The organism is Flagellimonas sp. B-3, assembly GCF_056857835.1.
The window spans coordinates 1-20,351 of the sequence record NZ_JBSXNW010000019.1; the positions used below are offsets into that span (position 1 = coordinate 1).

At 41.3% G+C, this 20,351-nt stretch carries 21 protein-coding genes; 4 read left to right on the forward strand and 17 right to left on the reverse strand.

What is annotated here, in order from left to right; translation table 11 throughout:
- The first annotated feature begins 114 nt into the window (after window positions 1-114).
- The 4 genes from AC13CS_RS07310 to AC13CS_RS07325 all read left to right on the forward strand — a co-directional run bounded on the left by AC13CS_RS07310 (window position 115) and on the right by AC13CS_RS07325 (window position 4,221).
- Window positions 115-519 carry a helix-turn-helix domain-containing protein gene (locus AC13CS_RS07310; protein WP_482888707.1) on the forward strand — a complete coding sequence of 135 codons (405 nt, stop codon included), beginning with the start codon at window positions 115-117 and terminating at the stop codon, window positions 517-519.
- Between the two features lie 114 nt (window positions 520-633).
- Complete coding sequence (locus AC13CS_RS07315) at window positions 634-1,587, forward strand: hypothetical protein (RefSeq protein WP_482888708.1); 954 nt, start codon at window positions 634-636, stop codon at window positions 1,585-1,587.
- 94 nt (window positions 1,588-1,681) lie between these two features.
- Entirely contained in the window at window positions 1,682-2,542 is an 861-nt protein-coding gene (locus AC13CS_RS07320) for a GIY-YIG nuclease family protein (RefSeq protein ID WP_482888709.1), read from the forward strand.
- A 422-nt stretch (window positions 2,543-2,964) separates the two neighbouring features.
- Window positions 2,965-4,221 carry a site-specific integrase gene (locus AC13CS_RS07325; RefSeq protein ID WP_163627792.1) on the forward strand — a complete coding sequence of 419 codons (1,257 nt, stop codon included), beginning with the start codon at window positions 2,965-2,967 and terminating at the stop codon, window positions 4,219-4,221.
- A gap of 200 nt (window positions 4,222-4,421) precedes the next feature.
- Here the strand turns inward: AC13CS_RS07325 and AC13CS_RS07330 are convergent, their stop codons facing one another.
- From AC13CS_RS07330 to AC13CS_RS07410, 17 genes are all read right to left on the reverse strand, one after another.
- Window positions 4,422-4,631 carry a GDCCVxC domain-containing (seleno)protein gene (locus tag AC13CS_RS07330; protein ID WP_163627790.1) on the reverse strand — a complete coding sequence of 70 codons (210 nt, stop codon included), beginning with the start codon at window positions 4,629-4,631 and terminating at the stop codon, window positions 4,422-4,424.
- Complete coding sequence (gene merTP, locus AC13CS_RS07335; protein ID WP_163627788.1) at window positions 4,631-5,233, reverse strand: mercuric transport protein MerTP; 603 nt, start codon at window positions 5,231-5,233, stop codon at window positions 4,631-4,633. The genes AC13CS_RS07330 and merTP overlap by 1 nt, the downstream gene beginning before the upstream one ends.
- A gap of 1 nt (window position 5,234) precedes the next feature.
- On the reverse strand, window positions 5,235-5,606 hold the full coding sequence (locus AC13CS_RS07340) for an ArsR/SmtB family transcription factor (protein ID WP_163627786.1): 372 nt from the start codon (window positions 5,604-5,606) through the stop codon (window positions 5,235-5,237).
- 395 nt (window positions 5,607-6,001) lie between these two features.
- Complete coding sequence (locus tag AC13CS_RS07345) at window positions 6,002-6,154, reverse strand: hypothetical protein (RefSeq protein WP_163627785.1); 153 nt, start codon at window positions 6,152-6,154, stop codon at window positions 6,002-6,004.
- Between the two features lie 419 nt (window positions 6,155-6,573).
- Window positions 6,574-7,419 carry a universal stress protein gene (locus tag AC13CS_RS07350; RefSeq protein WP_163627783.1) on the reverse strand — a complete coding sequence of 282 codons (846 nt, stop codon included), beginning with the start codon at window positions 7,417-7,419 and terminating at the stop codon, window positions 6,574-6,576.
- A 15-nt stretch (window positions 7,420-7,434) separates the two neighbouring features.
- Complete coding sequence (locus AC13CS_RS07355) at window positions 7,435-7,617, reverse strand: hypothetical protein (RefSeq protein ID WP_163627781.1); 183 nt, start codon at window positions 7,615-7,617, stop codon at window positions 7,435-7,437.
- Between the two features lie 182 nt (window positions 7,618-7,799).
- On the reverse strand, window positions 7,800-8,591 hold the full coding sequence (locus AC13CS_RS07360) for a cation efflux transmembrane domain-containing protein (RefSeq protein WP_203532481.1): 792 nt from the start codon (window positions 8,589-8,591) through the stop codon (window positions 7,800-7,802).
- 210 nt (window positions 8,592-8,801) lie between these two features.
- On the reverse strand, window positions 8,802-9,275 hold the full coding sequence (locus AC13CS_RS07365; RefSeq protein WP_163627777.1) for a Fur family transcriptional regulator: 474 nt from the start codon (window positions 9,273-9,275) through the stop codon (window positions 8,802-8,804).
- Window positions 9,276-9,310: 35 nt separating this feature from the next.
- Window positions 9,311-11,875 (reverse strand): heavy metal translocating P-type ATPase, encoded by a 2,565-nt coding sequence (locus tag AC13CS_RS07370; RefSeq protein WP_163627775.1) that lies wholly within the window; start codon window positions 11,873-11,875, stop codon window positions 9,311-9,313.
- A gap of 4 nt (window positions 11,876-11,879) precedes the next feature.
- Window positions 11,880-12,239: a SpoIIAA family protein gene (locus AC13CS_RS07375; protein WP_163627772.1), complete on the reverse strand. Its 360-nt coding sequence runs from the start codon at window positions 12,237-12,239 to the stop codon at window positions 11,880-11,882.
- 231 nt (window positions 12,240-12,470) lie between these two features.
- Window positions 12,471-12,695 carry a hypothetical protein gene (locus AC13CS_RS07380; protein ID WP_163627770.1) on the reverse strand — a complete coding sequence of 75 codons (225 nt, stop codon included), beginning with the start codon at window positions 12,693-12,695 and terminating at the stop codon, window positions 12,471-12,473.
- A 220-nt stretch (window positions 12,696-12,915) separates the two neighbouring features.
- Window positions 12,916-13,275, reverse strand: coding sequence for a SpoIIAA family protein (locus tag AC13CS_RS07385; RefSeq protein WP_163627768.1), 360 nt, complete (start codon window positions 13,273-13,275; stop codon window positions 12,916-12,918).
- Between the two features lie 23 nt (window positions 13,276-13,298).
- Window positions 13,299-13,721, reverse strand: a complete 423-nt coding sequence (locus AC13CS_RS07390) for a Fur family transcriptional regulator (protein ID WP_163627766.1) — start codon at window positions 13,719-13,721, stop codon at window positions 13,299-13,301.
- 14 nt (window positions 13,722-13,735) lie between these two features.
- Window positions 13,736-14,074: a P-II family nitrogen regulator gene (locus AC13CS_RS07395; RefSeq protein WP_163627764.1), complete on the reverse strand. Its 339-nt coding sequence runs from the start codon at window positions 14,072-14,074 to the stop codon at window positions 13,736-13,738.
- A 95-nt stretch (window positions 14,075-14,169) separates the two neighbouring features.
- Window positions 14,170-15,408, reverse strand: coding sequence for an efflux RND transporter periplasmic adaptor subunit (locus AC13CS_RS07400; RefSeq protein WP_163627762.1), 1,239 nt, complete (start codon window positions 15,406-15,408; stop codon window positions 14,170-14,172).
- An 18-nt stretch (window positions 15,409-15,426) separates the two neighbouring features.
- Window positions 15,427-19,830, reverse strand: a complete 4,404-nt coding sequence (locus tag AC13CS_RS07405) for a CusA/CzcA family heavy metal efflux RND transporter (protein ID WP_163627760.1) — start codon at window positions 19,828-19,830, stop codon at window positions 15,427-15,429.
- Between the two features lie 114 nt (window positions 19,831-19,944).
- The gene (locus AC13CS_RS07410; protein ID WP_163627758.1) at window positions 19,945-20,253 is read right to left on the reverse strand and encodes a DUF6660 family protein; all 309 of its coding nucleotides are present in this window, start codon (window positions 20,251-20,253) and stop codon (window positions 19,945-19,947) included.
- Window positions 20,254-20,351 lie beyond the last annotated feature (98 nt).

Below are 20,351 nucleotides of genomic sequence, written 5' to 3' on the forward strand. Positions count from 1 at the left end.
CTGACCATATTAAGGCCATGTTCCCAAGTACCCCACCATGGGCACTTGTATTTTATTGAAACTGTTTTGTATTTTACAATCGGATTATTGTGGGAAACACCCTATATTTGAGATATGCAGACAAAGATCAAGAACAACCATATAGGCAGAAAGATCAGTAGGATCAGGGAACTCCGTGGAATGAAACAGGAGACGTTGGCCGAGGAACTGGGCATCAGCCAACAGGCCGTTTCGAATATCGAGAACAGCGAGAAGGTGGAAGATGACAAGTTGGAACAGGTGGCCAAGGCATTGGGTGTTACCAAAGAAGGTATTGAAAATTTTTCTGAAGAAGCTGTTTTCAATATTATTGGTAATACTGTTACCAATAACGACAATGCAGCCTTTTTTAATTATATGCCTACTTTCAATCCTTTGGATAAACTGATTGAGGCCCATGAAGAGAACAAAAAACTTTACGAGCGTTTATTGCAAGCAGAAAAGGATAAAGTTGCTTATCTGGAAAAGCTTATAAACTAGAGTTATTCTGCCTCGCTCAGTAAATTAGTTTGGTAAGTTTTGGGACGCTTGCAGCACTTCGCCATGCTTCGTTCGCTTTAAAGTATTTGCTGGCACGATTTCTCACACTCTAATATGTTAACACATACTGACACTCATTTATTAGCAGGGATTTTAACTAAGCTTACCTCACCAGAAAGTGTTGAAATAATATTGGGGAATATGATGTATGACCATGCTTCGGAGCGTAATAGGGATATTGATATATCTGTCAAGTACATCAATGAAAAAAAGGAAGAGATTGCCTTTATTGGAATTCATGTGAAGGATCATACAAGACCTTTAGGTTCGCCGGAAGTCGAACAACTTTGTTTGCATTTTAAGGATACACCATCAATTCAAAAAGGAGGAATTATTTCGGCAAGTGGTTATACAAAACCAGGAATTAGGAAAGCTTTATATCACGGTATAGACCTTTATGAATTAAAAGTTTGGGATCGGTACTCGTCTGTCCTTGAACACATGCAATTTCCAAAAGAGTTCGTGTTTGAGGAGAAAAAGCCCATTCTGATAGGCTCGCCAATGATTACATATTTTTTTGATAAGTCTATAACAGAAGAAGATTTGAAATTATTGACCAATGAAAGTGAAGTATATAGGGAGAACCTTGACGAAATACCAAATACAAAGACCATAAAACATTTAAATAATCACCTAATAACCAATGTCTTTAATACGGACAAGGTAAAATCTCAACTTGAAGCAGCTAACGGAAAGAAAACCGAAGTGAGCATGAAAATGAATTATTCTGACAGTGTAGCAGTAAAACTTGGAAACCAATTCTGTAAAGTGAATGGTGCACATGTTAGATTTATGGCAAAATATAAGATGATAAAAAGTAACGTTGAATTTAAGGTATTAACCAAACTAGGTGATAGAAGCTTTGATGTTGGTGCGGCAATAATGGAATTTTCAAGTGGGAACTTATTTTGTCTTTCAACATCAAATATGGATACATCAATGAAAGTTTTCACAATATCCGTATCAAATCGTGTAAAACAAAAAATACATGAATTAAAAATAAAATAGCTACTTGGATCGATTTAAATCTCAATGATTTAACTCTATAATTTGTGGCTGCTAAGATAAGGCGATTAACAAAATGTCAAAATTTACATAATTATTGGAGCGTGATTTTAAAAATAAGACTATAATAACCCAAGATCCATTTTCGGGCTCAAAGTGTGTAAGATGGCGCTTGGTAGGAGGGCACTATTACCCATTTGGAACGTCAAACATAAGTCCGATAGGAGGTGTTATATTGAATACCGATTTAGGAAAGAATTTAATATTTGCCTTCGAGCATGCTGATAAGAAAGACTTTATAGCTTTTTACTTTTTTAAAAGGGAGCTTTACTTGAAACCCAAAGACACAGTAAGATTTGAATTTAATGATGGGAAATTCATTGAATTTGTAATAATCCGAAAATCTGAACCTGCCGATACCTCATGGTCTGGTCTTTATTCTAATGATGCCGTTATAACAGAGGAGGAAATTGAATGTTTCAAAAACCTAAATATGATAAGTTGGGGGATACTAGATGGCAGTCGAAAAACCAAGTTATCTTCAAAGACAAAGAACTTTTATTGGTATACCGGAGAACAGATATTCAATGTCATAAAGAATTTGGCTTCTGAGTATATCCAAATTCTAAAATATGAACTCCCAGAGCACGAATTCTTAAAAATGGGAGAAAAGGGTAATGATAAAAGAGATGGGTGCCATGTATACCTAATGATTGATACAACGAATGATTTTTATAAAATAGGAATCTCAAATAAACCACAATACAGGGAAAAAACTTTGCAGAGTCAAAAGCCAACGGTCGAACTTATCTGCTCAAAGGAATATCCCAAAAGGCTTATGGCTGAAACTATTGAAAGTTCTTTGCATAAATTGTATGACAGCAAAAGAATCAGAGGCGAGTGGTTTGAGTTAAGTAATCAAGATGTTAGTGATATTAAATCAATGCTTGAATCTTAGAATTTAATGTAAGGAAAGGAAAAGTTCTCTTTAATAAATTTTTACTAAATTTAATTTGTGAAACTCCCATAAGTTTTGCCTCTGGATGTACCGATTTGAACACGGTTCAGGGTTCGGTTAACTGGTCTTAGTTAACGGTGTAAAACAATGAAAATCAACTATTTACGTTTATAGGGATGGGCCTGCCACCCCGACAAAGAGGGTGTCAATAGACACCAATAAAAAGTTAACTGTATGATTTTCAATTGATTTCATTTTTTTTGATATCATACAGTTAGCTTTAAAATCAAAACAAAAGTTACCTATTCGGTTACCTTTTTTCGACCGGATTTTTTCACTACATTGGTAACTCCTTAGCATTTGACTTTCGCTTCGATTTGACTTTCGATATCAAATCGAGTATTAACTTAAAGTGAGAGTCTATGGGCACTACAAGAACTTTTAGCATCCATTTTTGGCTTAATATAGCCAAGAGAAACGGGGATTCGGCCCCAATTTATGCACGTGTAACGGTTGATGGAAAACGTGCAGAAATCAGTTTACAACGACAAACATCGGTTACCTATTGGGACACCAAAGCGAAGAAAACCACCTCCAGGACACCTGAGGGCAAGGCATTGAACACCTATCTGGACCAGGTATATGCCAAATTACTACAATGCCACAAACAGTTATCCGCTGAATTTGAGTTGGTTACGGCAAAATCCATAAAGGCTAGGTTCGTCGGGCATGACGAAAGACATAAAACTTTATTGGAATTAGTGGCGTACCACAACCAAAATATGAAAGGCGTACTCAAACCGGGGACGCTGAAGAATTACTATACCACCGAAAATTATATTCGAAGGTTTCTTGTTAGGGAAAAGAAGACCAATGATATATACCTAAAGCATCTGAAGTACAGTTTCATCATTGACTTTGAACAGTATCTGAGAAAAGGGCCATCCCTCCAAAATTCAAACCCTTTGAACAATAACGGTGTTATGAAACATTTGGAAAGGCTGCGTAAATTGATGAATCTGGCCATGGATCTTGAATGGCTGGAAAAAAATCCATTTACCAGGTATAAACTTAAATTCAAGAGATATAAAAAGGAATTTCTGTCCCAAGAGGAGCTGAAGCTTTTCCAAGAGGCCGATATTGAGGACAAGGGATATGGTATAGTACGGGACATTTTCGTGTTTTCATGTTATACCGGATTGTCATATACGGATGTCAGGTTGTTGGACAAAAGCAATATCGTGGTTGGTATTGATGGAGAACGTTGGATTTTTACCCAACGTGAAAAAAATGAACAACCCGTAAAAATCCCACTACTTGAAGTCGCAAAGCAGATTCTGGAAAAATATGAGGACCATCCCCATTTGAACCAAGGTAAATTACTTCCGGTATATTCAAACCAAAAAACAAATGCCTATTTAAAGGAAATAACAGCCTTATTGGGGATTTCCAAGAACCTTACCTTTCATTCGGCCCGGCATACATTTGCCACCACGGTAACACTATCGAATGGTGTTCCCATAGAAACCGTTTCAAAAATGCTGGGCCACACCAAGATTTCGACCACTCAGGTCTATGCAAGGGTCTTGGAAGAAAAAATCAGTTCGGATATGAGCGGACTGAGAAGGGCATTGAGCTTTTCCAACAATACAAGGGAAAGGGGCATTATTAATCTGTAAAAGAATATCGCCTTAACCAATATCATCGAAAGCTAAGCCCGCAAAAATTTGCCGGACAAGGGACGGCATAAAGCCGCTCCTTTGTCCCTATTTATATACTCTATTAAAAACCAAATTTCTTTAAAGAATTAAGCAAAATTGTTATCGTAAAAGTGTCCATAGCACCATAGAACTTTAGATTATTGAGTCAGTCAAAATCATTAATTACAGCAACCAGTGCCAGATTGTATGGGAGGACAGGCCACTGAACCATAAGAACAAAAAACACAACAATCTCCCTCTTTGGGTTTTAGTACTTTATTACAATTCTCACAGTCGTAGAAGAATTTACAGGCCGTTGTCGGCATTTCTTCTTCTTTTTGATGCCCACAGTTCGGGCAAGTAAGAGTGGATTTTAAGATAACCTCCATTATTCAATGATTTTGTAACCGGTTTTTCTAATGGCGGTAGCTATTTCATCAGGTGTTACCTTACCCTTGTCATACTTCACCAAAGCACTAGATTTTTCGTAGTTTGCATCTACTTCCAAAATACCTTGCAATTGATTGACTTTGTTTTCAATATGGGCTTCGCAACCTGTACAGGTCATCCCCTGAATGGAATAGTTCAATTCACCTACATTGTTTTCGGATACGTAAAGGACCTTTTTCTTAACGCTTGAGTTGGGAAAGAGCAAATGCGAGTAATAAGGAAACGCCAACATAATACCAGCAAAAATGGTCACCAAAAACAAGAATGTTTTTGATTGGATGAATTTAGGTTTGTCATCATCACAGGCGCAATCAATATCCTGTGGACGTGGCTTTAATTTTTTATACCAGGCAAAACCAAGAATCAAAACGGTCAAACCTACCAAAATAGGCCTATAGGGTTCTACCCAAGAAAAGGTAGAGGCAACACCCGTAGTTCCGGAAAGCAACGCCAAAACAGGAGTTATGCAACATAGAGAAGCTACGATAGCCGAAAACAACCCAGCAAAAGCAGTTCGATTTGATGTCATTGTTTTTTTCATTTTATGCAGTTTTTCTTTCAGGTGCTACATTACTTAAAATAGTAGTCAAAAAAGCTTTATTCTCCTCTGAAATTCGATAAAAGATGGTTTGACCATCTCTACGGGTAGAAATGACATTGACATCCTTCATCTTACGTAAATGCTGGGAAATAGCGGGAACGCTCATTTCCAGAATATCCGCAAAGTCACAAGGGCATAATTCGTTTTCCCGTTGCAGCAGATACAACATTTTAAAACGAACCTTATTACCGGCCAGTGCCATAACCTTACTTATTACCTCGATGGAAGCTGATACAGCGTTCAATTCTTCTTTACAGCGTAGTATTTGAACGTAATCGGCCTCTGCCCTAATGCAGCTAGTTTCAAGTTTCATGGGATGAATTTAGTACAAAGGTATAATAAATTAAGCAAATACTTAAATACGTTTAAATTGATTCTTTTAATTTACCTTTAATGGCAAGTTTGTCCTAGTTATATTTCTAGGATCAACGCAAATATGGTTGATATCGTATGGTCTCCTACTTTGGACCACTCCGTAAACAGTTGTTAAAATTTTATTGGAGACATTGTTCATTATCAAGAAATAAGGTTTTCCCTCAAGTTTTTTACGTTGTGCATACAGACTGTACTCCCTATTGTGTGCCACGGCAGCATCGACAGCCGGATCCAGAAGTTTGAAAAGTTGAGAGGCTTGGCGACCATAGGGAACGCCTGAACCAGACCCTTGGAGAACTCACCAAGTTCAACTACAACCAAGACGGTTCCAGTTCATTTTACATCTGGGATTCCCATGGATTGGAGTTCAAGACCACCAACAGCAATCTCATCAATTTGGTGACCACCCAGTTGCAGAAGACTTTGGAACAGCGGAAGTCGGAGATCGAAAAGGATATCCTGATCTTTGAGCTCTAAGTGATCCAAATCATTTAATGGCCCATCCGAATATTCGGATGGGCTATTTTTTTATGTAAGCCTAATTTATACCAGCAAAGTTGGTCCTAAAGATTACTTGTATGAATATGAGTCAGCACCATTTCATTTTTTGCAATCCAATAGCATTTAAAATAGTCCATAATGCCAAACCTATATTGGCAAAACGCTCCACTTTTTAGCCATCCTAACTGCTCCCAAAATCAGGACAATTACTTGAATATATTGTTCTGCAAACCAAGTTTTCGGGTTGATCGACTTTTTTTAGTGGATCAAACAACTTTGGATGGTTGATGGGTTTGAATGATCGCTTTTTCGGTTTCCATCGCCGCATCACAATCAAATCCATCCGTTTTAGCAACCATTTATCTAAAGCCGAAAAATATGTATTGATATTGCTGGAGATTATCTTATTTGAGTATAAGTAAGGGTTTATCGGAACCAAAAACCAATCTTTTTCTTAGTCCTTTCTCCAATACCCGCTCAAAAAATCCGTGTTCCCTGAAGAGTAGCACCAGCAAATCTATTGGGTTTTCCCTTAGAAACTTGTTGATGCCTTCTTCAGTATCTTTATTTTGGAAAATGTTGAAGGTGAATTCCCTTTGGCCCAAAAGGTTTTTATAATATGAAAGCACTTCATTTTCTTTTAAGGGAATATCCTCCTTGTCATTCGTAATTTGTACGAGATGTAAATTGGCAGTAAATGTTTCCAGCAACTTGATCAATAGGTCTTTATCAGCCTCATTGCCCAAACTGTCCCCGTCCAGTGCCAAGCCCAAATGTTCAATAGCATCATACTTTGTGCTTTCTGGAACAACCCATACCGGGCAAGGTGCATTACGACTTACTTTTTCAGTCACGGTGCCCACAAAAAATTCTTCCATCGGGGAGTCTGCTCCTTCGGTCCCCATAATGATGGCGTCAACATTTTCATCTTTGGCAGTTTGACAAATAACATCTACGGTCGCGCCAAAATCAACGAAACCTTTGTAATCCTTGGATGCGAGTTCCGGAAAGCTTTCGAGATAATCCTTGAGTTTTTGTTTGTTTGATTTTTCCTGGGATTCACGGGCTCCCGAAATCGGAGCTGCCATGGTTCCCATTCCCATGGGAGTGCTCGATGGATATGCCACGGTGTAGGCGTGAACAAAAATCATTTTTGTCGTTAGTTGCTTCGATAGGCCGATAACATAGTTCACCGTATTTTTTGCTACGGATGTAAAATCTACTGGAACCAAGATTGTTGTTGTTTTCATATCGCTTTGTTTTTGTTACGTTTCAATAAGAAGGTAAAAGAAATATAGAATGGCCTCTAAAAAGTAAAGGAGGAGAAGTACTATGAACATTGCGGTAAATATCAACATACATGAGACTTTGTCTTTCTTCGTTATTCCTCCATTCATGGGTTTTCTATCTTTTTTCGCAAGCCTTCTCTCCCTTCTGTTCTTGGACATATTCAATAATTTTGATGGCTGTCCACCATTTATTCAGCCCCAGCTTTGGAGCATCTTCAATGACCTTAACAATCTGTTCGAACCCGAACGCGTCCCCAGGTCGTCGATCCCAATACTATTGCCCAAATCTGGATATTCATTGTTTTTTGGTCATCATATTTCTAATCCTAGGCTTTCTGAAGCTACTTCGACAGTTTCAATATTCTTAAGGCGCCCCGCATCACAAACATGAAGACGATGCCACCAATTATCAAATCGGGCCATTTGCTGTTCAGAAAATAGACCAGCACACCTGCAACTATAACACCGCCGTTCACAATGATATCATTGGACGTAAAAATGGCGCTCGCCTGCATGTGGGCCTCTTGGCTCTTGGTTTTGTTGATGAGCCAGAGGGAAATCAAATTACCTGCCAATGCGAAAATTGAAACTATGATCATCCATTGGAACAAGGGCGTTCCAGTATCGCTGAAAAACCTACGCAGTACTTCTGAAAAGCCCAAGAGGGCCAATCCCATTTGAAAATAGCCGCTGATTTTGGCTATATTTTTCTTGCGTGACATGGCTGCGCCTACAGCAAACAAGCTCAGGCTGTAAACGATGGAATCTGCCAGCATATCCAACGAATCCGCCACAAGTCCCATTGAAGAGGAAATCCAACCAGTGGTCATTTCGATAACGAAAAAGCCAAAGTTGATGCCCAAGACCCACCAAAGCATTCTTTTTTGTTTGGATTGTTCTTCCATTACGGGCGGTTCGGCTTCTATGGTTCCCTCTAGGGAATCCCCAAGTTGTAAGCTGGCTATGGACGTTTGTATCTCCTTGGTGCCGTCCAAGTGATATACTTCCAATTTTCTGTTGGGAATATCAAAATCCAAGTGTTTTACTTGTGTATGGGACTCCAACTTCATCCGAATCATCTGCTCTTCTGAAGGGCAGTCCATTTTACTGATTTTAAAAGTGCTTTTGTTCATTAATATACTACTGAATCAATTATATTTCAGGGCTTCATTTTTTTATGCGACCCTATATATCTTTCCAAGAATGACTTTAGGCTATCCAAATATTCCACGAACGGGTTGACGGAAATCTAAGGTGTTTCACAATCACGGATTGTAATGGGATTTTCATCAAGATATTGGTATAGTTCAGGATAGTCCTGCTCAATTCTCAATGTAAATTCGTTAATTTCCTTGGTCAACTGCTGAAGCTTCTTCATCCTTGTTATTTTTTCTACAACTTTTACATACCCCTTTTAATACCAGGTTAGCATTGCTCACTTCATAATCATCAGGCAAGCTTTTTTCTGATATTCTATCCGGCAGACATAGTGTTTTTCCACATACGGTGCAATGAAAATGCATATGTAAGTCTTTATCGTGTTTGTCTATGTGACTTCTATCAGAAAGTGCATATTTTGCAATGTATGTTCCATCATCAATCTGATGGACCAGACCTTGTTCCATAAAGAGGTTGATAGTCCTATAAAATGTTGTTTTATGGACTGTTTTCTTGTTCACGCCTTTTTGGGCAAAAGTTTTTTCCATCTCGACCAAGGATACCGCACTTTGTCTCCGCTTAAGATATTGATACATCTTGACCCTCATCACAGTGGGTCTGATGCCGAGCCGTAAAAGTGTTTTCTCAGTAAGCGTCATTTTACATGGGGATTAAAACCGTGCCATCCATATTCTTATTTTCCATTGTAAGCCAATAAGCGCAAGGCATTGAAAACGACCAATAAGGTTGAGCCTTCATGTATTACCACCGCGATTCCGATATTGGCGAACCCGAATATGGTAGAGGGAATAAGCAATGCCACAATGCCAAGGCTAACCCATAAGTTCTGCTTTATGATTGCTTTTGCCTTTCGGCTCAGGCCAATGGCAAAGGGTAATGTCTCCAACTTATCGCCCATAAGGGCAACATCGGCGGTTTCCAAGGCCACATCGCTTCCTGCGGCACCCATCGCAATACCTACGGTACTGTTTGCCATCGCAGGTGCATCATTAACGCCATCACCTACCATCGCCACCTTGGACTCCTTTTTCTTTAGTTTTTTAATGGCATCCACCTTTTCTTCGGGCAATAGACTGCCCCAGGCATCGGTCAACCCTATTTCTTTGGCAACGGCATCGGCCACTTTTTGGTTATCGCCCGTAAGCATAATCATTCGTTTGATACCGATTTCCTTTAATTTTTTAAGGGTTGCCTTGGCGGCTTCACGAGGGGTGTCCATTAGGGCGATGATGCCTACGTATTCTTCATTCTTCCTAACGAGCATAGTCGTATTGCCCCCCCCTTCAAGACCACGGACTTTTATTGTTATCTCTTCGGAAGGCGAACTCTCATCAAGCCCTTCATAGAGGTCAAGGTTCCCTATATAGATTTTATCATCGCCCAAGGAAGCCTTAATACCCTTGCCCAGTACGGCTTCCAAATCGGAAGCATCGGGTATTTCGCCACCTTTCAGGCGCTCCTTGCCATCTCGGACCACGGCTTTTGCCAAAGGGTGGTCACTAAGGTTTTCTACCGCTACGGCTATTTTTAATAGTTCATTTTCCGATAGTTTCCCAAGGGGGACCACTTCTGTGAGTTTAGGCTTTCCTTCTGTCAGGGTGCCTGTCTTGTCAAATGCCAGGGCGGTGAGTGTCCCCAAGTCTTCCAAAGGTCGCCCCCCTTTGATCAACACTCCGCCACGGGCGGCCCTAGCCACCCCGCTCAAAACCGCACTCGGTGTCGAAATCGCCAATGCGCAGGGGCTAGCGGCTACCAGTACTGCCATTGCTCTATAAAAACTGGCGCTGAACGGCTCGTCTATGACCAAAAAAGCAAAAAGCAATAGTACGACCAGTACCAGTACGGAAGGCACAAAGTACCTTTCAAATTTATCGGTAAGCAACTGTGTGGGCGATTTTTGGGTCTGCGCTTCATTTACCAACTTTACCAATCGGGATAGCGTTGAGTCCTTTGCCTCCTTGATCACCTTTATATCAAGGGTGTTGTTACCGTTAATGGTTCCCGCAAAAACACGGTTTTCGTCCTTTATATCATCTTCCTCTGAATAGTCCCTGTCAATATCTTGAACGGGAACTTTATCTACCGGTACACTTTCCCCGGTTATGGGAGCTTGGTTGACACTGCTTTCTCCATCGACCACAACACCGTCAGCGGATATTTTACTGTTTGGCTTGACCACAATGATATCGCCAATACCCAACTTTTCGATTCCGACCTCTTCGGTCCTGCCATCTTTTTTCAGCAAGGCGGTTTTTGGGGCCAAATCTGCCAGTGCCGCGATGGATTTTCGTGCCTTCTCCATTGCATAATGCTCTAGGGCATGCCCCAAACTGAACAGGAACAATAGGAGTGCACCTTCTTCCCATTCACCCAGAATAGCTGCACCAATGGCGGCCACCAGCATCAAAAAATCGATTTCAAAACCACCTTTGGCAACAGTCTGGACGGCCTCTTTTGCAGTAAAATAACCGCCAAAAAAATAGGCTCCTATATACAGGGATAAGCTTACCCAATCCGGAACTGCCGCTAGGTAGGACAACCCAAAACCTATTCCAAGAATGACTCCGCAAATTAGGGCAAAAATAAGTTCGGTGTTCTTTCCAAAAATACCGCCGTGTGCATGCACATGGTCTTCGCCCTGTTCATCAACATGGTCCTCACCCTTTTTGTGAACGTGGCCTTTGCCATTTGCTTCAAGGTGTTGTTTTTCCTTTTTATTCTGAATAACCCTCGATTTTTCTTCGCCGTTGGATACTTCCATTTGTTGTAAATACAATTCTGTGCCAATGGACGGATCAATAATGGACAACCCTTGTTTTTCTATTTTCTTTTGAATGGCCCCAAATCCTGTAATGCCCTTATCAAATTCCACATGTATCATTCCAGAAGCGGAAACGGAAACTTCGAGTACCCCATCGACCTCCTTGAGGGCTTTCTCGATGGTTCGGGCATGGCGGGTGTGGCGTATGCCATCCACGGCTATCAACCTATGCCCAAATTTATTTGAGATTTGGGCACCGGTTGTTTCTGCCAGGGACTGTACCCTATCAAGGGAAATGACATCGGGGTCGTAATGGAAACAGAGTTGAGGAACACCGTTCGCTTTTTCATCGGATACGTGCACATTATCAATGCCCTCTCGTCCTTTCAGTTTATCAATGAGCCTATTGACACAGGCATCTTTTTCGTCCGGCACCTGGGGAAGGATTACGGGAATCTTTATTTTTAGTTTTTTCATGTCCTTAGTTGTTTTGTATCCAGTTTTTTGCTTTTGCCTTATCTTGAAAACCAAAATATTTGACTTCTGAACCAGTAAAGAAATCCATGGCTTTGACGGCCCATTCCTGCCATTTTTTTTCGCCTACAAATGCCATTTTACCGTATTCCGATATATGTGCGGTATCTACTTTTAAATCTGCCCATAAACCTTTTGGGCCATTACCGTGAAATTCTTCCAGTTCAAAGTAAAAATGTACCTTATGGCCTTTTTTGGTGATGGTGTGGATCAGCGGATGGATTTTTTCTATATCCCTCTTTGTGATTTTGCCCTTGATTTTGGCGGCAATTACGTTTTCTTTTTCTATGTTCAATAGCTGTGTCATTTTTCACTTTTTTATCGGATTTATATCAACTTAGGTGCATTTCCATATAATCCAGAGCTTCAGATAATCCTATTCCCGGGAACCGTTCCCAGTGCTGGTCAAAAAATATGGGCGGCCACCCGGATTTGAACACACGGTTTTACTGATTTAGGCACCTAACACAAGAGATTTCCTTTTTTGTTTAAAACATCAGTGCGATACTGCTTCCCCTTGTGCCGAACAGGACATTTTTCAAGGTTTGGTCCATAGCCCCAAACCCCATGATTTGTCGAAATCCTTCTTAGGACAAATGCCACCAGTTGCCGCATCGCCACCCAGGCCATAATGCAACAGGGAAATGCCCAATGGTTGTGCCATAAATATGCCCGCTATAAATCCAAGCGCAATAGCAATGGGAAGTCCTTGGTTGTCCAGTACTTCGTTTTTGAAATCACTTTTGTCACTAAGCAGTTTCATTATCGATTATTTTTTAATTTTCCCAAAACAACTTTTTTTTGCTGTTCAAACTCTTTTTCTCTTAATTCGATTCACGCCAACCCCCGGATTTTTATTGTGTAATTTTTTTTGTTTCTCCCTGGGACGATAAACATCCAGATACCCCCCGACATATCCTATGTATTTATGGGTAATCTGATTGTATATTATAGTTTTTACATTAAAATTAATTGAACTGTTTTTAATTGTTTTTTTTCTCTATCCATTCTTTGGCCAAATCTTTTTCACTGGGTCCGAAGAATTTCATGTGAGCCCTTGTAAAGGGTGTCAAAACCTCCGTAAACTGTTCGTGCCATTTTTCATTTCCTACCAATGCGACCCGTTTTAGACGTTCCTCATTCGGAAGTTTAAGAACAATATCATTCCAATATGAGCTTGCAGTCCATGCCTTAAAATTTTCCATCTCAATATACCAGTACACTTTGTTGTGTGCCTGTATATGGTCTTTTAGTTGAAGGATCAAATTTTCATGATCCGTAGCATCAAGTCCATTTCGAGCTACCATATAAACTTTACATTCCTTTTTATAGATCGTCACCATTGTTCCAATTTTTAATTAAAATGTTACTCCAGGCCATCATTGCATTTCCCACAGACTCCCTTTGCCACAAGATTGATATCTTCTGCCACATAGCCTTCGGGCAGGTTGATCTGTGGGATTTTATGATCCGTCAGGCACACCGTTTCCCCACAGCTATTGCAATGAAAGTGTAAATGGAGGTCGTTACCGACCTCACATTCACAATCTTCCTCGCATAGTGCATATTTAATGACGCCTGTTCCATCTTCGATTTGATGCACGATGGCATTTTCTTCAAAGGTCTTCATGGTACGAAAAAGCGTGCTCCGCTCCGAACGTTCAAAATGTTTTTCAAGTTCGCCCAAGCTAACGGCAACGTTCAACTGCGCCAACCGTTTATAGGTTATCAGGCGCATTGCCGTCGGGCGAATGCCCCTGCTCTCCAACTTTTTCACTATTTTTTCCATTGGTTGTAAACAGTTTAATGGTCGTAACGTTTTAAGGATTCCCCGGTCTTTATCTGGAAAGCATCTTCAATGTTGGACAGATAGATTATACCATCACCAGGATCGGGCGTCCTGCCATTTTTAAGAATGATGTCTATTGCCGTTTGGGCCTCCTCGTTCTGGCAGACCAGTTCCACTTTTACCACGGGACTGTCCGTCACATGAAAATCAAGTGAGGGTTTGGCACCTTTTGCCTTGAATGCCCCGGTCCCTTCGGCCTGTGATAGGGTCATGCTCTTAAACCCATTATCGCTGAGGGCTTCAATGACCCGTTGTATCCTGTTCGGTTTTATAAATGCTTTTATTTCTTTCATCTTTTTATCTTTTATGATTTTGACCCGGGACTGTTTATTTTTAACTAACTAAGGGGAAAACAGACCCGGAATCAAAACCTTTGATGGTTATTGAATTAATGTCCGTGTTCGAGTTCGCCCTTGACCATTTCAGAAGAAAGGGTATAGGCCCCAACGGTGACAACCTTAATGTTTTTGGCCATTTCTGTAGGAATATTGATTTCAACAAAACCAAGGTCATTTATGCCCGTGCTTACAGGAATTCTTTTAAATTTCGTCCTATTCCCCTCAGTTTCTCCATCCTCTTCTAAAATAAAAATGTATGACTGTTCGGCTTCCTTAACGATAGCTTCCTCTGTAACGGCATATCCAGATTTTTCCCCTTCAGTAATCCTGCCCTCAACATACATTCCCGGAAGAAGGTCGCCATTTTTATTGTCTATATCGGCGTGAACGTGCAATGCCTTAGGGTCTTCCTCGAAAGTCTTACCGACGGAATGGACCTCTGCGGTCAATAGTTCATCAGGTTTAGAGGCCACTGTAAAAATTATTTTTTGTCCCACCTTTACCTTCGGAATATCTTTTTCATAAACTTTAAGGTCCAAATGGATTTTTGAATTATCGCTTACAGCGAACATCTTGGACTGGGGCGCAACATAATCGCCAAGGCTTACCATTACCTCATCCACATAGCCCGAGATAGGTGTTGTTATTGGGATGGCAGAGTAGATTTCACCTTCTTCTACCTTGGACGTGTTAATTCCCAATAATCGCAGTTTTGCCTTTAAGCCGTTAACACTAGAGGAGGTGGAACGAAATTTTGATTGAGCCATCTGGAATTCCTTTCCCGAGGAAACACCCTTGTCGAACAATGTCTTTTTCCGCTCAAAATCCTGCTTCAGGAACACGAGTTCGTCATTTTTTTCCTGATATTCCTGCTGCATACTTATAATATCCGGATGTTCAAGATAGGCAAGTACCTCGCCCTTACGTACTTTATCTCCTTCTATTACCTTGATTGACCTCACGTTACCGCCCATGAACGGACTGATATTGGCCTTGTCCTGGGGGAAAAGTTCGAGCCTTCCGGTAACCTTGATATTATTGCCGAGATTACGTTTTTCCAATATTTTGGTCTCAAGTCCGATAGTTTCGATTTGGTCATTGGTCAGCACTACCACGCCTTCCTCTTCCTCATGATTTTCACCGCCTTCACTGTGTGCACCTTCCTCACCCTTCATATTTTCGGCGGCAGTGCTTTCTTCATTATGTCCCAATTCTGAATTGGGCTTGTCGTTGCAGCCCATTGTCAAAAGGCCCATAAATATGATACTTGTTATCGCTATATTTTTCATTTCTTTTTCTTTTGTGGATTATAGGTTGCCCAATTGGTATTGTAGTTCAATGAACTGCTGGTTGTACTGATATATAAACTGTAAATGATTTTGTTTTATCCTGATGGCACTGTTGAGAATCGTGATATAGTTTACATAATCAATCTCACCTTCCATAGAGGCCAGTTCTGCCGTGGTAATTTGTTCCTCGGCCAAGAGCAATGCGCCTTCCTGATAGTAATCAAGTGTTTTTTGCGTTTTTTCCAAGGATTTTATGAGCTGTGAGACTCTACTTTCGGTCACTGCTTTTTGTTCCAAATATTGATTTTCTGCCATCATGGCTTCGGCTTTGGCCGCCTTTACCCTTGATTTTTGCGGAAAGAACCAAAGTGGTATACTGATCCCGGCCTGATAGGTGTTAAAACCTGATACATCATCCACAACCTGCCTTCCATACGTTAAGTTGAACTTGGGCAGGAACTGCGCTTTTTCCACACCGATGTTTGCTTTGCTAACTTCAGCATTTTGCATGGTATATTGAAGCATGGGATTGTTGGTTACGGAAGTTGAATCCAAGCGGCCTATAAAATCCATGGGTTCATAGGGCATTTCCACGGTTTCTATTTCCTGGTCAATGCCCAGATACTGCTTCAGTGCCCTTTTCGCAATTTCAATATCGTCGTAGGCCTGTTGTCGCAATACCTGTATTTGTTGATATTCCGAAGAAGCAGAAATAAATTCAAGTTTGCCGGTCTCCCCGGTATCATAGCGCAATTGTGCCGCCGTCCTAAAGTTGGCATAAACACTGTCCAGCTGTTCCGCAAACCGCAATTGTGCCTTGTTGAAATTGATACGGTCATAGGCCTGCATTACATTTCGGATCAACTGCTGCTCATTGACCGCATAGAATGTTTCGCCCAACTTGACACGTTCCCTATAGAACCTCGATTTTGAAAAACCTGAAAGCAGATCTATATTCCCTTGTTGTACGCCAATAGTGGTCTGTACACCGGGTAGGTCATTGCCGAACTCTTCCTTTCCGGTAAACACCTGTGTATTTCCCAAATCGAAGCTAGTACCTTTCAGCGCCTGCTCACGCGCAATAAAGGCTTGGCTTTCCTTAAGGGAAGGATAATTTTCCTTTGCCATGGCGATGGCTTCTTCCAAAGTGACGACTTGGCTCATCCGGCCGTCCTGGGCACTTACCGAATTTGGGGTCATGAAACCTCCCAAACTGAATAACACCAGAAGAATCGTTGTACTTTTCTTGATGTAACTTGTGTCGCCTCCATTGTTTTTACGTTCTTTGCGCACCTCCAGCCAACTGTAAAGTACCGGGATCACCACCAATGTCAAGAACGTTGCCGAAATCAAGCCACCAATAACCACCGTTGCCAAAGGCCGTTGCACTTCGGCACCACCCGAGGTGGATATGGCCATTGGTATAAAACCCATAATGGCGGCAGTTGCCGTTAGGAGTATGGGACGTAACCGCTCGTGGGTGGCCTCATATATTCTATCTTTTAAATTTGTCATTCCGCTTTCTTTTAATTCATTGAATTTATTGATAAGGACAAGCCCATTTAATACTGCAACCCCAAAGAGCACGATAAAACCGACCCCTGCGGAGATACTAAAAGGCATGCCTCGTACCAATAATGCAAAGACTCCACCAATGGCCGCCAATGGCACCGCCATGTATATCATTATCGATTGTGAAAACGAGTTCAACGCAAAATAGAGCAGTATGAAGATGAGCGCAAGGGCAATCGGCACTACTATCATTAAACGGTCTGACGCCCGTTGCAGGTTTTCAAAAGAACCGCCATAGGTCACATAATAGCCAGGTGGAAGCTTGACCTCGGCATCCAATTTTTGTTGAATTTCCTCAACCATGGATTTAACATCACGCCCCCTGACGTTGACCCCCACAGATATACGGCGATAGGTATTGTCCCTTGAAATTTGCATAGGTCCGGGCTTATAGCTGATGTTCGCAACCTCTTTAAGGGGTACTTGATTGCCGTTTGGCAAATCGATATAGAGATTTTTCAAATTGTTGATATCCTGTCTATATTCTTTGGCCAATCGAATGACCACGTCAAATCGCTTTTCACCTTCAAAAATTACGCTCGCCTTTTCTCCGGCAAAAGCGGCACTGACATAATCGTTCATTTTATCGATGGTCACTCCGTACTGTGCCATTTTAGGACGATTATATTCCACGGTCATTTGAGGCAAGCCGCTGGTTGCTTCAACATTTATGTCAGCAGCACCGGGAACAGTCCTTATCACTGCTGCAATTTCCTGTATCTTATCGGCCAGCACACCAAGGTCTTCTCCATATAGTTTAATGGCAACGTCTTCCCGGACCCCGGTCAAAAGTTCATTAAAACGCAGTTCCACGGGTTGGGTAAACACAAAGTTCACACCTGGGATCACGGCTATTTTTTCCTTGATTTTTTCGATAAGTTCCTCTTTGCTTTCGGCACTCGTCCATTTGCTTTTATCCTTTTCAAGAATGATATAGCTATCGGCAATATCCATGGGCATGGGATCGGTAGGTATTTCTGCGACCCCAATACGCGATATCATTGTTTTAACCTCTGGGAATTGACCAATGATATTTTGTAGTTTTTTGGAAGCTTCAATGGATTCGGTAAGGCTACTGCCGGGTTTTATCAATGCCTGCATGGCTATATCGCCCTCGTCAAGTTTAGGGATAAATTCGCCACCCATATTACTAAAGATAAATCCGGTGATCAACAACAATGCGACCGCGCCCATAACAACGCCGGCTTTGAAACGAAGTGCAAAGGATAATAAGGGTTTGTATGCTTTATTGAGACCGGACATAATTTTATCACTGAATCGGTCTATACGGTTCTCGAATTTTGCAAACCAACTATTTTTGTTCTTTGCCGGCTTTAGAAACATGGATGAAATCATTGGGACATAGGTAAGGCACAGAATAATTGCACCTAAAACCGCAAAACCAAAAGTAAATGCCATGGGACGGAACATTTTGCCCTCAACCCCTGTCAAAAAGAGAATCGGTGTAAATACAATAAGGATGATCAATTGTCCAAAAAATGCAGAGTTCATCATAGTGCTGGCAGACTCATATGCGATTTCATCCATTTCCGGTTGCTCAATGATCTTGGTCGACTTTTTCATCCGTTGATGAATATGGAACACCATCCCTTCTACAATGATCACCGCGCCATCAACGATGATACCAAAGTCTATGGCCCCGAGGGACATTAGGTTTGCCCATACCCCAAATTGTTTCATTAAAATAAAGGCGAACAACAACGATAAGGGTATAACTGATGCGGTAATCAATCCACCCCTTAGGCTTCCCAATAAAAGAACAAGTACGAATATTACAATCAATGATCCTTCAATAAGATTTTTTTCGACCGTGCTCGTGGTCCTCGCAATAAGTTCGCTCCTGCTTAAAAATGGTTCGATATAAACCCCATCTGGCAGCGATTTTTGAATTTCCGTTATGCGCTTTTCTACATTTTTAATGACATTACTGGGGCTTTCCCCTTTGAGCATTAAAATTTGCCCTCCTACGGATTCGTGCCCATCTTGGGTGAATGCACCATATCTTACTTGGCTTCCGTAGCCAACCCGCTCCGCAACATCCCTTACCAATACGGGTGTGCCATTTTGAGAAACGACAACTGTGTTTTTCAAATCCTCGATACTACGGGCCAATCCTTCCCCGCGTATAAAGTTCGCTTGATGGTTTTTTTCAATATAAGCACCACCTGTATTGGCGTTGTTCACTTTCAGGGCCTCAAAAACTTGACCCATTGTAATCCCAAAACTTTTAAGTTTATCGGGATTGAGTGCCACTTCATATTGTTTTACATAACCTCCAAAGGCATTGACTTCAACAACACCGGGAACCAATGCCATCTGACGTTTTACCAACCAGTCCTGGATGGTACGCAGTTCCATTGCATCATATTGCTCTTCGTAACCCTCTTCCACCTTTAGGGTATATTGGAATATTTCTCCCAGACCAGTTGTAATGGGAGCCATAAATGGGGTCCCAAACCCTTCAGGGATTTCCTCACTGACCTCTGCGAGCTTTTCCTGTACGAGTTGTCGTGGCAGGTAGGTCCCTGCCTCGTCCTTAAAGACAATGGTGACCACGGATAGGCCGAACCTGGAGACGGAACGGAGTTCAACAACATCAGGAAGATTGGCCATGGCCAGTTCTACGGGATAGGTGACAAATTGCTCGATATCCTCTGTGCCGAGGTTTGGCGCGGTGGTTATCACCTGCACTTGATTGTTTGTAATATCGGGTACGGAACCCAAGTTTATAGTGGCCATGGACCATATGCCCGTACCGACCAGTGCCACTATAAACAAGCCAATAATAAACTTGTTATTAATGGAAAATGAAATGATTTTGTTAATCATGGAAATATATTAATTCAGTTAAACTTTTGATATATGCCAAACCCATGGCGTACATCGAAGTGATGGAAACCTTTGGTAGGGGTTCAAAAAGGATAGGGTTATCCTTAAACTGAATTAAACTTTTGGGGGTTGGTAAAGCGAAGGGGTGAAATCTTTGCCATGTTTATCAAAATGTACAAAGCTTTCATTTGAAATATCTACTTGAATCGGTTCAAATTCAAGAATGCCAAAATCAATGGTATGCACATGGCAGCAATGACACTGGCAAAAGGGTGAACAAAGCTCACCATCCTGACTGTGATCACCATCAAAATCCACCACTGAAACGACTTGGGAATCGCCATTGGCCTGCACCGAGTCGCCACAGGGCACTATATTGAGTGCCAAGAAGTAAAAGGACAATATGACGGTTAAAACTTTCACATTGCAAATATATGAAATTACTAATGCAACGCTTGTGCAAAGTTATAAAGGGAGGGTCAACTTAGGTGATAAACAGCCAAGTGGTCTATCGGCGACTT